The sequence below is a fragment of the Micromonospora sp. CPCC 205558 genome (assembly GCF_036902955.1).
GTDB lineage: Bacteria > Actinomycetota > Actinomycetes > Mycobacteriales > Micromonosporaceae > Micromonospora.
This window is the reverse complement of record NZ_JBAKHR010000002.1, coordinates 326,583-337,736: the sequence shown is the minus strand read 5'-3', so window position 1 is coordinate 337,736 and position 11,154 is coordinate 326,583. Positions and strand designations below refer to the sequence as shown.

The following is an 11,154-nucleotide window of genomic DNA, read 5'->3' as shown; positions in this document are numbered from 1 at the left end:
TCAACCGCGCTCGATCAAGGATGTAGTGGCCTCCTGCGAACAGGAGGCCACTACATCGTTGTTACAGCATGATCTTGCGCCTCTGATCGGGCGTGGTCAGAGCTCGCATAGACGGCTCACGTCCGGCACGCGCCGGACGTGAGCGGGGCCGCTCAGTAGCGCTGGCGGAGCAAGCCTGCGGCCTCGACGGCCCAGTAGGTGAGGATGACCTGCGCGCCGGCCCGCTTGATCGAGGTGAGCGTCTCCAGCATCACCCGCTCCCGGTCGATCCAGCCGTTCGCGGCGGCCGCCTCGACCATGGCGTACTCGCCGGAGACCTGGTAGGCGGCGACCGGGACGTCCACCGCGGCCCGCACCGCCGACACCACGTCGAGGTAGGGCAGCGCCGGCTTGACCATCACCAGGTCGGCACCCTCGGCGACGTCGAGCGCGACCTCGCGCAGCGACTCACGCAGATTGGCCGGGTCCTGCTGGTAGGTGCGCCGGTCGCCCTCCAGCGCCGACTCCACCGCCTCACGGAACGGGCCGTAGAAAGCGGAGGCGTACTTCACGGCGTACGCCAGCACGGAAACGTCCTGATACCCGGCAGCGTCGAGCGCCCGGCGTACCACGCCGACCTGGCCGTCCATCATCCCGGACGGCCCGACCATGCCGACCCCCGCGGCGGCCTGGGCCACCGCCATCTCGGCGTACGCCGCCAGGGTGCTGTCGTTGTCGACCTCGCCGTCGGGGGTGAGCAGCCCACAGTGCCCGTGCGAGGTGAACTCGTCGAGGCACAGGTCGCTCATCACGACCGTGGCATCGCCCACCTCGGCCACCACGTCCCGGATGGCGACGTTGAGGATGCCGTTCGGGTCGATGCCGCCGGAGCCGGTCGGGTCCCGCTGTTCCGGTACGCCGAAGAGCATGATCCCGCCGACACCGGCCTGGACCGCCTCGACCGCCGCCTTGCGCAGCGAGTCCCGGGAGTGCTGGAGCACCCCCGGGAGCGACGAGATGGCCCGGGGCTCGGTGAGCCCTTCCTTGACGAACATCGGCACGACCAGCTCGGCCGGGTCGACCCGGGTCTCGGACACCAGCCGGCGGACCGCCGGGGTGCGGCGCAGCCGGCGGGGCCGGATCTCGGGGTACGACATGGAAGGGCCTCCTCGAACGACTACCGGAAGCGCAGAGCGGTCGGGCCCTGCACCTTCGAGCCACGGCGCTGCTTCGCCGGCATGGCGGCCAGCTTCTCGCGCAGCTCGACGGCGTAGGCGGCGAGCGCCTCCACCAGGTCGGGCACCGAGGCGTGCGGCGGCTGGACGTCGACGCGCAGGCCGAACTCCGTCGCGGTCTCCGCCGTCTTGGGCCCAATGACGGCAACAACGGTCCGGGCGTGCGGCTTCCCGGCGATGCCGACCAGGTTGCGCACGGTGGACGACGAGGTGAAGAGCACCGCGTCGAACCCGCCCGACTTGATCGCGTCGCGGATCTCGGCGGGCGGCGGCGCGGCCCGCACCGTCCGGTACGCGGTCACGTCGTCGACCTCCCAGCCGCGCTCGGTGAGCCCGGCGGCGAGCGTCTCGGTGGCGATGTCGGCGCGCGGCAGCAGCACCCGGCCCACCGGGTCGAGGATCTCGTCGTGCGGCGAGAACTCGGCCAGCAGACCATCGGAGGACTGGTCCCCGGCGGGGATCAGCTCCGGCTGGATGCCGAACGCGCGGACCGCGTCCGCCGTGGCCTCACCGATGCAGGCGATCTTGACGCCGCCGAAGTGCCGGGCGTCGAGGCCGTGCTCGGCGAACTTCTCCCAGACCGCGCGGACCGCGTTCACCGACGTGAAGATCACCCAGGCGTACCGGCCGTCGACCAGGCCCTTGACCGCCCGCTCCATCTGCGCCGGGGTGCGCGGCGGCTCGACCGCGATGGTCGGCACCTCGCACGGGATCGCCCCGTACGCGCGCAGCCGGGCGCTCATCGCGCCGGCCTGCTCCTTGGTGCGGGGTACGAGCACCTTCCAGCCGTACAGCGGGCGGTTCTCCCACCAGCTCAGCTTGTCGCGCTGCCCCACCCCGACTCCGACGGTGAGCACCACCCGGCCGGTGAAGCCGAGCGCGGCGGCCACGAAGCTGTCCACGGTCGACGTGGTCGTGTACTGGGTCTCGCCGGTGCCGTCGCCGGTCACCCCGACGCCGGTGGTGCCGTCGACCCCGGCGGCGAGCAGCCCGTCCCGGACGGCAGCGAGGTCACCGGCGTCCACCGCGAGCGCGAGCGAGCCCCGACCGACCGCCGTGGCCAGCGCCTCGAAGTCCAGTGCGCTGACGTCCTCGACGTCGGCGGCCGTACGCACCCCCGGCAGCGGGACCCCGGCGTAGGTGGCCACACCCTCGGCCTGGCCGACGCCGGGCACCACCTCGAAGTGGGCGGCGGTGCGGGCCACCGCCTGCACCTCCTTGACCACCGAGTCGTGCCCGAACGGGTCGCCGGCGACCAAGTGCACCGCGTTCAGCCCGGAGCGGGCCGCGGAGATCAGCACCTTCGCCACGTCCCCCGGCGCGCCCTCGGCCGGGGTGAACTCGGCATCGTCGGAGGCCTCGGCGCGAACGACGGCGAGCAACGACTCCGGGACTCCCCGGTCGTAGATCACCTGGTCGGCGTCGACCAGGGCGTCGTGGGCCCGACGGGTCAGCAGGCCCGGGTCACCGGGGCCAGCCCCGACGAACGCGATACGGCCGACGGGCTTACGGGTGCGGGTCATTCTGTGCTCCCAAATTGCTGGGTCCCCGGGCCGGTGTGTCCTTCGTGGCCGAGGATCGAGTCGGCGCCGAGGTCGAGGAGTTCGGCGGCGAGTGCCTTACCGATCTCCGCCGCGTCGGCGGGCGTTCCGGTGCGGGACAGCCGGAGGTCACGAGTGCCGTCCGGGCTGATCACCGCCCCGCGCAGGTAGATCTCATCGCCGGTCTCGCCTTCGGCGAGTTCGGCATAGGCGGCGACGGGTGCGCTGCACCCGGCCTCCAGGGTTGCCAGAAACGCGCGTTCCGCGGTGACCGCGGCACGCGACGGTGCGTGGTCGAGCACCGCGAGCAGCTCGACCAGGTCCTGGTCGTCGACCCGGCACTCCACAGCCAGCGCACCCTGAGCGGGGGCGGGCAGCATCAGCATCGGGTCCAACGTCTCGGTGATCGCGTCGGTCCGGCCGATGCGGGCCAACCCCGCACGGGCCAGGACGATCGCGTCGAGGTTGGCGTCCGGACCGAGCACCCGCCCCAGGCGGGTGTCGATGTTGCCCCGGATCGGGGTGACCTCCAGTTGCAGGCCGAGGGCGTGCAGCTGGGCGATCCGGCGCAGCGCTCCGGTGCCCACGGTGGCCCCGGGCGGCAGCTCGGCGAGCGTCCGGCCGTCGCGGGCCACCAACGCGTCGCGCGGGTCCTGCCGGGCCGGCACCGCCGCGATGTGCAGACCGCCGGCGGCAGCCGTGGGCAGATCCTTGTACGAGTGCACCGCGAAGTCGATCGTTCCGGCGGTCAGCGCGTCGCGCAGGGCGGAGACGAACACGCCGACGCCCAGCCGGTGCACCGGCGCGCTGGAGCGGTCGCCTGCGGTGACCACCTCGACCAGCTCGACCGGGCGGCCGGTGGCGGCGGTCAGCGCCTCGGCGACCTGGCCGGACTGGGCCATCGCCAGGGCGCTGCCCCGGGTGCCGAGGCGCAGGGGGGCGGTCATCGCGCACCTCCGGTTGGTGGGGTCGGTTCGGCGGCGTCGGCTCCGGACACCGGGTCCGTGCCGGGGAACGCCATGCCGAGGTCGGGGGTCAGCACGTCCGGAACGGTGTCGACCGGCGAGGTCTGCGGCACCTCGAGGTCGAACAGTTCGCGCAGCAGTGCCGCGTACTGGTCGCCGCCGGGCTCCGCGGCCAACTGGCGGACCTTGACGGTGGGCTGGTGCAGCAGCCGCTGCACGACCCGGTGCACCGTGCGGGCCACCTCGGCCCGCAGGTCGTCGCCGAGGTCGGGGCGACGCTGGGCCAGCCGGCGCAGCTCGGCGCTGACCACGTCGTCGGCCCGGCCGCGCAGCGCGGCCACGGTGGGAGCCACGTCGGCACCGCGCAACCAGGTGAGGAAGCCCTCCACCTCGCCGAGCACGATGCGTTCGACGGCTGCGGCGTCGGCAGCCGCTGGACCGTCGGCGAGCAATGCCGCCATCCGGTCGATGTCGATCACCTCGACACCGGGCAGCTCGGCGACGCCCTCCTCGACGTCGCGCGGAACGGCCAGGTCGAGCAGGACCAGCGGGCCCCGGGCCGGGTCGCGTTCGGCCAGCGCCGCGGTGACCACCGCCCGGGTGAGGACCGGTTCGGTGGACGCGGTGGCGGCCACTACGATGTCCACTGTGGCGACGGTGTCGGCCAGTTCGGTCATCGGCGCGGCAGTCGCCCCGTACGACTCGGCGAGGCGGACGGCCCGGTCGGCACCCCGGTTGCTGACGGTGAGCGGCCCGGCGCCCAGCCGGGACAGCGTGGCCACCCCGAGCGAACCCATCGCGCCTGCCCCGACCACGAGGGCCGGGTGGCCGGCGAGGTCGCCGTCGAGGTGCCCGGCGGCCAGCTCCAGTGCGGCGGTGACGACGCTCTGGCCGGCCCGGTCGATGCCGGTCTCGGCGTGCGCCCGCTTGCCGACCCGCAGCGCCTGCTGCATGAGCTCGTGCAGCAGCCGGCCGGCCGAGTCGGCGCCGGTGGCCCAGTGGTAGGCGTCGCGCAGCTGGCCGAGGATCTGCGCCTCGCCCACCACCATCGAGTCCAGACCGGTGGCGACCCGGAAGACGTGGTCCACGGCAGCGGTGTCGTAGTGCACGTAGAGGTGGCTGGCGAGCGCCGTCGGCGAGCTGTCGGCCTGCTCGGCCAGTACGGCGCAGACGTCGCCGAGCCCACCGTGGAAACCGGACACGGCGGCGTAGACCTCCACCCGGTTGCAGGTGGAGACGATCACCGCCTCGGCCACGTACGGCTGGGCGACCAGGCGGTCGAGGGTGCGGGTCAGGTCGGCGGGGGGCACAGCCAGCTGCTCCAGCGTGGCGACCGGGGCGGTCCGGTAGGACGCGCCGACGACGAGCAGTTTCACGTGCCGATCGCCTCCTGGGTGTCGGTGGCCGCGAACCCGCCCGGCAGGGCGGTGAGAGCGGACCCGCCGGTGGCGGGCAACGCGGTCAGCGACGCCTTGCGGTGCTCGTGGAAGGACAAAATCTGCAGCTCGATGGCGAGGTCGACCTTGCGCACGTCGACCCCCTCCGGAACCGAGAGTACGCACGGCGCGAAGTTGAGGATGCTCGTCACGCCGACGGCGACCAGTTGGTCGGCGACCTGCTGGGCGGCGGCGGCCGGGGTGGCGATCACGCCGATCGCGAGGGATTCTTCCGCAGCGACCGTGGGCAGGTCGTCGACATGCCGGACCACCAGGCCGTTGATCTCCTCACCGACCCGGGAGGGATCGGCGTCGAGCAGTGCGGCGATCCGGAAGCCTCGGCTGGCGAAGCCGTCGTAGCCGGCCAGAGCGTGACCGAGATTACCCACGCCGACCAGGGCGACCGCCCGGCGTTGGGTGAGCCCGAGCACATACTCGATCTGCTCGATCAGCAGCGCGACGTCGTAGCCGACGCCCCGGGTGCCGTACGAGCCGAGGTGCGAGAGGTCCTTGCGAAGCTTGGCGGAGTTGACGCCGGCGGCGGCGGAGAGACCCTCGCTGGAGACCGTCTCGTGCCCGGTGTCGGCGAGGTTGTGCAGCGCGCGCAGGTACTCCGGGAGCCGAGCGACGGTCGCCTCGGGCAGATCCGGGAGCGCCGGTACGGCACCGGCGCGGCCGGGCGCGCCTGGGTGACGGTGCTGACTCATGAGACTCCGTGCGGTGCGATCCTCGGCCAACTCCGCTGGTCGGCCGTTTGTGGACTCCCGCTGGCGACCGAGATTGCCGGCTGTGCTAGCAGGGCGCGTCGGAGTCACAGCGTAGGCGCTTGTGAAGACGTGCACAAATCGCGATCTTGCCGCTGCGTGGCGCGACCTCACCAGCACCTCCATCCCACAAGATCGATTAAACGGCCTGGTCCACTGACCGCCCGGGCGATTATTGCTCAATCCCGACTTCTCTGACCAATCCCGCGCCGGCCCCGTCCCGGGGCCCTCCCGGCGGTGGTAGGGGCAGCACTACGCAGGAGAGGCGGGGCTTCTGGATGGGGACAACGAGCCCAGCTGCCTAGCCTTTGGGTATGACCGCCATTGCCGCCACCGGCGACCGACCGACGCTGGCACCGAGCATCCCCCGCCAGCTCTTCGTCGACTCCGGGTACGTGGTGCTCGGCCTGCCCCTGGCGCTGGCCAGCTTCGTCCTCCTCGTCGTCGGCCTCGCGGTCGGCATCGGCCTGGTGGTCACCGTGATCGGCCTACCGATCCTCAGCGGCACCCTGTACGCCGCCCGAGGGCTGGCCGACATCGAACGGCTGCGACTGCCCGCGGTGCTCCACCAGCCCCGGATCCGGCCGCACTACCGGCTGCCCGAGCCGGGCGCGAACGCCTGGCGGCGGATCTTCGTGCCGATCCGGGACGCCCAGTCCTGGCTCGACCTGGCGCACGGCATCCTGCGGCTGATCGCGGCGGTGGGCACCTTCGTGGTGACGCTGGCCTGGTGGGCCGCGGCGATCACCGGCTCGCTCTACTGGGCCTACGACTGGGCCCTGCCCCGGGCCGACGGCGAGGGTGACCAGGACCTGGCGCAACTGCTCGGCCTGGGCGACTCCACCACCGCCCGGATCGGCCTGTACACCGCGCTCGGAGTGTTCTTCCTGATCACCCTGCCGATCGTGGTGCGGGGCTGCGCACTGCTGCAGGCCAGCTTCGCCAAGGCCATGCTGACCGGGGTGGCCGAGATGCGCGACCGGATCACCGTGCTGGAGGAGCAGAAGCGGGCCGCCGTGTCCGCCGAGGCCTCCGCGCTACGCCGGTTGGAACGTGACATCCACGACGGCCCCCAGCAGCGCCTGGTCCGGCTGGCGATGGACCTCAGCCGAGCCCGGATGCAGCTCGTCTCGGATCCGGGCGCGGCCGGCCGGACCATCGACGAGGCGGTCGCCCAGACCCGGGACACGCTGGCCGAGCTGCGAGCCCTGTCCCGGGGCATCGCGCCGCCGATCCTGGTCGACCGGGGTCTGCCCAGCGCCTTGGCGGCGATCGCCGGCCGCGGGCTGATCCCGATCGAGCTCCAGGTGGACCCGCAGCTCGGCACCCCCGCCGGGCGGCTCGACCCGGCGGTGGAGAACACCGCGTACTTCGTGGTGTCCGAGGCGCTGACCAACGTCGCCAAGCACAGCCGGGCCACCGAGGCCACGGTGACCGTGGCCCGTCAGGGCACCCGCCTGCAGGTACAGGTCGGCGACGACGGGCAGGGCGGCGCGCACCTGGCGAAGGGGCACGGGCTGGCCGGCATCGCCGACCGGGTTCGGGCCGCCGGTGGCGAACTGATGGTGGTCAGCCCGACCGGCGGCCCCACCGAGATCCGCGCCGAGCTGCCCCTGTGAGCGCGAGATGCGGCGAGGGTCGGCCACCGCGCCGAGCCCGCACGACGGGCGGGACGTGGTAGACAACACAGCCATGCGCATCGTGATCGCCGACGACGCCGTCCTGCTCCGGGAGGGGCTGGTCCGGCTGCTGACCGAGAGCGGGCACCAGGTGGTGGCCGCTGTCGGGGACGGTGACGCCCTGGTCGAGGCGGTGGTCGAGCACCGGCCCGACGTGTCGATCGTCGACGTCCGGATGCCGCCGTCGCACACCGACGAGGGGCTGCGGGCTGCGGTGGAGGCACGCCGACTGGTTCCGCGTACCCCGATCCTGGTGCTCTCCCAGTACGTCGAGGTCTCGTACGCCGATGATCTGCTCGCCACCACCGGCGGCGCCGGCGGCGGCGGGATCGGTTACCTGCTCAAGGACCGGGTGGCCGCGATCGACGAGTTCCTGGACGCGTTGCGCCGGGTGGCGGGCGGCGGCACGGTGCTCGACCCGGAGGTGGTCGGTCAGCTCTTCGCAAGGCGTCGCCGCGACGACCCGCTGCGCGAGCTGACCCCCCGTGAGCGCGAGGTGCTCGCCCTGATGGCTGAGGGGCGCTCCAACACCGCCATCGCGCGCGCCCTCGTGGTCAGCGACGGCGCGGTCGAGAAGCACGTTCGCAACATCTTCACCAAGCTGACCCTGCCGCCGGACACCGAACAGCACCGGCGGGTGCTGGCCGTCCTCACCTACCTGCGGAACTGACCTCCCGGGCCAGGGCCACCGCGTCGGTGAGGGTGTCGGCCACCGGGTGACCGGAGGCCCGCAGCCGGGCCGGGTCGGTGAACCCGCCGGTGTAGAGCACGGCCCGACCGCCCACCGCGAGCGCCGCGTCCGCGTCGTCGATGGAGTCGCCGATCAGCACCACTGCGGTGCCGTCCACGCCCAGCTCGGTCAGGTGCAGCTTGAGCGACTCCGCCTTGCGGTCGCCGCCGACCGTGGCCCGCAGCCCGTCGACGCGGGTGAAGTGGCCGGTCAACCCGTACGTGTGCACGGTCGGGACCAGCTCCTCGTGGAACCACATGGACAGCAGGCTCTGGTTGCCCGGCCAGGCTGCCATCGCGGCGCGCGCGTCGGCGGCCAGCTCACAGGTGGTCAACCCGGTCCGGTACGCGTCGTGGAAGATCTTGTCCAGTCGGCCGAACTCGTCGTCGTCCACGGCCTGCCCGAGCACCTCGGCGTAGTACTCGGCGATCGGCCTGCGGAACCGCACCCGGTGCTCGTCCGGCGTGATCGTGGGCCCACCCAGGCTCGCGAACACGACGTTGGTGGCGGACACCACCAGGCTGAGGTCGTTGAGCAGGGTGCCGTTCCAGTCCCAGACGAGGTGCGGGGGCGCAGGGGTCATCAGAGCACCCTAGGCACCCGTCAGAGCTGCGGCGTGGTCAGGTCCCGCAGCAGCCGGTCCTCCTCGACCCGCCAGTAACCGTGCTCCTTGCCGTCGAGCATCACCACCGGCAGCCGGTCCCCGTACTCCCGCTCCAGCCCTTCGTCGCCGGTGACGTCCCACTCCACCCACTTGTCGCCGGTGACCGCGACCACCCGGTCGAGCGCCGCCTTGGCGTCGTCGCACAGGTGGCAACCGGGTCGGGTGATCAGCGCGAGTCGGGCGTCAGTGGCCATCGGTTACCTCCGTGCTGTCGGTCGGCGTCGCCGACCGGAGTTGGGTCTTGCGTACCTTGCCGATCGCCGAGTGCGGCAGGGCGTCGACGAACTCGACGGCGGTCGGGCACTTGAACCGGGCCAGGTTCCGCGCGCAGTGGGCGAGCAGCTCCTCGCCGGTCACCGGGCGGCCCTGCGCCGGCACCACGTACGCCCGCACAGTCTCGCCGGTCCGCGGGTGCGGCACACCCAGTACCGCCGACTCGGCCACCCCGGGGTGCCCGGCGAGCACCAGCTCGACCTCGTGCGGATAGACGTTGAACCCGTTGACGAGGATCAACTCGCCGAGCCGGTCGACCAGGAAGAGGTCGCCGTCCTCGTCGGCGTACGCGATGTCGCCGGTGCCCCACCAACCGTCGGCGTCCGGGCCGCCCCGACCATCGGGCCAGTACCCGGTGAAGAGGTTGGGGCCGCACACCACGATCTGCCCCGGGTCGGTGCCCAGCGCCACGTCGGAGATGTCCAGCTCATCCGGGTCGTCGTCGGGGACGGCCAGCCCGTCGCGCCACAGGTCCACCCCGTCCGCGTCGACCAGTCGTAGCCGCACCCCGGGCAGCGGCCGGCCGATCGAACCCGGCTTGGCCGCGCCGCCGACCAGGGTGGAGGTGAGCACCGGCGCGGTCTCGGTGAGGCCGTACCCGATGTGCACCTGATGCCCGGTGACCTCGGTGAAGCGCGCCGCGACCGCGGGTTCGAGCGGCGCCGCGCCACAGACCGCCACCCGCACCGACGCGGTCGCCGCGCGGGCCTCGGCCATACCGGCCCAGGTCAGGAACATCGACGGTACGCCGACCAGCACGCTGACCCGGTGCCGCGCGATCTCGTCCAGCCCCGCCGTCGGGCCCGGCTCGTCGAGCAGCACGCCGGTCGCGCCGTGGTGCACGACCGCGCCGAGCCCCGAGTTGAGCCCGTACGCGTGGAACAGCGGCAACGCGAGCAGAACGGTGTCCGTCGGCCCGACCACCGGCGGCTCGATCTCCGCGACCTGTTCGTGGTTGGCGAGCAGTGCCTGGTGCGAGAGCATCGCTCCCTTGGGTCGCCCCTCGGTGCCGGAGGTGTAGAGCAGTACGGCCAGATCGGCGCCGCCTCGTCGAGGGCGGGGTACCGGTCCGGGTGCCTCGGCGGTCGGGGGCGTGCCGTGCACGGAGGTGAGCGCGGGCAGTTCGGCGGCCACGTCGGCGACCAGGTCCCGAACACGGTCGGTGGCGACGAGCACCGACGCGCCGGAGTCGGCCAGCACGTGCCGGAGCTCCGGGGCGGTGAAGCCGGGGTTGACCGGCACGGTGACCAGCCCGGCGCGGAGGGCGCCGAGCCAGGCGATCACGAAGTCCGGTGTGTTGGGCAGTGCGATGGCAATGCGTGGGGGCGTGGCACCGGGGTCGGTGGACGGCGCGGCGGCGGACAGGCCGCGGGCGGCGGCGTCCACCGCGGCGTCCAGTTCGGACCAGCTGAGGGTGTGCCCATGCCAGTGCAGCGCGGGCCGGTCGGCGCGGTCGAGAGCCGCCCGGTGGACCCGGTCGGCGAGGTTCGGCGCGGGGATTTCCGAGACGTCCTGCACGGTGATCGAGTCTGGCACAGCGCACGGCGACGGGCCACGCCCGACGGTCGGGGCGGGCCCGGAGGCCGATCCACGCGACAGTCCCATGTACGGGACTGTCCGGTGTGCCATCGGCGATCCGATCAGGTCCTGTCGATGGGACGTGCGGCGGCGCTCGTGGGCAGTTCGGCCGACCCCGCCCGACCGGCCGGCGCGCCGGGTCAGCCGAACGGGCGGCATACCTCCGACCTGGGCATCCATCCTGGATCACCGTGCCGACGGAAAGTCAATCGCACACGACGGACAACCGGTCCGCCGCCGGTACGACGGAGCGGGAAATACTTCCGCCTTGTGTAACGGACTTGCCACGCGCGGGTGACGTTGGCCCTAT

General features: G+C 72.8%; 10 protein-coding genes. 2 read left to right on the top strand and 8 right to left on the bottom strand.

Annotation, left to right across the window (positions count from 1 at the left end; genetic code table 11):
* Positions 1-152 precede the first annotated feature (152 nt).
* Genes hemB through V6U86_RS03975 form a run of 5 tightly spaced genes read right to left on the bottom strand, consistent with a single transcriptional unit; the run spans position 153 to position 5,863 of the window.
* A complete protein-coding gene (gene hemB / locus V6U86_RS03995) occupies positions 153-1,136 on the bottom strand; it encodes a porphobilinogen synthase (RefSeq protein ID WP_334498500.1) in 984 nt (327 codons plus the stop codon).
* A gap of 20 nt (positions 1,137-1,156) precedes the next feature.
* Complete coding sequence (locus tag V6U86_RS03990) at positions 1,157-2,737, bottom strand: uroporphyrinogen-III synthase (protein WP_334498498.1); 1,581 nt, start codon at positions 2,735-2,737, stop codon at positions 1,157-1,159.
* Positions 2,734-3,702 carry a hydroxymethylbilane synthase gene (gene hemC, locus V6U86_RS03985; RefSeq protein ID WP_334498496.1) on the bottom strand — a complete coding sequence of 323 codons (969 nt, stop codon included), beginning with the start codon at positions 3,700-3,702 and terminating at the stop codon, positions 2,734-2,736. The genes V6U86_RS03990 and hemC overlap by 4 nt, the downstream gene beginning before the upstream one ends.
* Complete coding sequence (locus tag V6U86_RS03980) at positions 3,699-5,096, bottom strand: glutamyl-tRNA reductase (RefSeq protein WP_334498495.1); 1,398 nt, start codon at positions 5,094-5,096, stop codon at positions 3,699-3,701. The genes hemC and V6U86_RS03980 overlap by 4 nt, the downstream gene beginning before the upstream one ends.
* The gene (locus V6U86_RS03975) at positions 5,093-5,863 is read right to left on the bottom strand and encodes a redox-sensing transcriptional repressor Rex (RefSeq protein WP_030329747.1); all 771 of its coding nucleotides are present in this window, start codon (positions 5,861-5,863) and stop codon (positions 5,093-5,095) included. The genes V6U86_RS03980 and V6U86_RS03975 overlap by 4 nt, the downstream gene beginning before the upstream one ends.
* A gap of 371 nt (positions 5,864-6,234) precedes the next feature.
* On the opposite strand from V6U86_RS03975, the gene V6U86_RS03970 reads away from it, so the two are divergent.
* Both V6U86_RS03970 and V6U86_RS03965 read left to right on the top strand, forming a co-directional pair.
* Entirely contained in the window at positions 6,235-7,539 is a 1,305-nt protein-coding gene (locus V6U86_RS03970; RefSeq protein WP_334498490.1) for a sensor histidine kinase, read from the top strand.
* 73 nt (positions 7,540-7,612) lie between these two features.
* Positions 7,613-8,269, top strand: a complete 657-nt coding sequence (locus V6U86_RS03965) for a response regulator (protein WP_130404929.1) — start codon at positions 7,613-7,615, stop codon at positions 8,267-8,269.
* Here V6U86_RS03965 and V6U86_RS03960 read toward each other — a convergent pair.
* Genes V6U86_RS03960 through V6U86_RS03950 form a run of 3 tightly spaced genes read right to left on the bottom strand, consistent with a single transcriptional unit; the run spans position 8,250 to position 10,784 of the window.
* Positions 8,250-8,912 carry an HAD family hydrolase gene (locus V6U86_RS03960; protein WP_334498484.1) on the bottom strand — a complete coding sequence of 221 codons (663 nt, stop codon included), beginning with the start codon at positions 8,910-8,912 and terminating at the stop codon, positions 8,250-8,252. The two genes, V6U86_RS03965 and V6U86_RS03960, sit on opposite strands and share 20 nt — an antisense overlap.
* A gap of 20 nt (positions 8,913-8,932) precedes the next feature.
* Positions 8,933-9,187: a glutaredoxin family protein gene (locus tag V6U86_RS03955; protein ID WP_030329740.1), complete on the bottom strand. Its 255-nt coding sequence runs from the start codon at positions 9,185-9,187 to the stop codon at positions 8,933-8,935.
* Positions 9,177-10,784 (bottom strand): AMP-binding protein, encoded by a 1,608-nt coding sequence (locus tag V6U86_RS03950; RefSeq protein WP_334498480.1) that lies wholly within the window; start codon positions 10,782-10,784, stop codon positions 9,177-9,179. The genes V6U86_RS03955 and V6U86_RS03950 overlap by 11 nt, the downstream gene beginning before the upstream one ends.
* Positions 10,785-11,154: the final 370 nt, after the last annotated feature.

What these genes read in the sequence shown, in the direction of transcription:
- V6U86_RS03970 (WP_334498490.1), top strand. Translation starts at nt 6,235, where the DNA reads ATGACCGCCATTGCCGCCACCGGCGACCGACCGACGCTGGCACCGAGC.
- V6U86_RS03965 (WP_130404929.1), top strand. Translation starts at nt 7,613, where the DNA reads ATGCGCATCGTGATCGCCGACGACGCCGTCCTGCTCCGGGAGGGGCTG.
- hemC (WP_334498496.1), bottom strand. Translation starts at nt 3,702, where the DNA reads ATGACCGCCCCCCTGCGCCTCGGCACCCGGGGCAGCGCCCTGGCGATG.
- V6U86_RS03955 (WP_030329740.1), bottom strand. Translation starts at nt 9,187, where the DNA reads ATGGCCACTGACGCCCGACTCGCGCTGATCACCCGACCCGGTTGCCAC.
- hemB (WP_334498500.1), bottom strand. Translation starts at nt 1,136, where the DNA reads ATGTCGTACCCCGAGATCCGGCCCCGCCGGCTGCGCCGCACCCCGGCG.
- V6U86_RS03990 (WP_334498498.1), bottom strand. Translation starts at nt 2,737, where the DNA reads ATGACCCGCACCCGTAAGCCCGTCGGCCGTATCGCGTTCGTCGGGGCT.
- V6U86_RS03960 (WP_334498484.1), bottom strand. Translation starts at nt 8,912, where the DNA reads ATGACCCCTGCGCCCCCGCACCTCGTCTGGGACTGGAACGGCACCCTG.
- V6U86_RS03975 (WP_030329747.1), bottom strand. Translation starts at nt 5,863, where the DNA reads ATGAGTCAGCACCGTCACCCAGGCGCGCCCGGCCGCGCCGGTGCCGTA.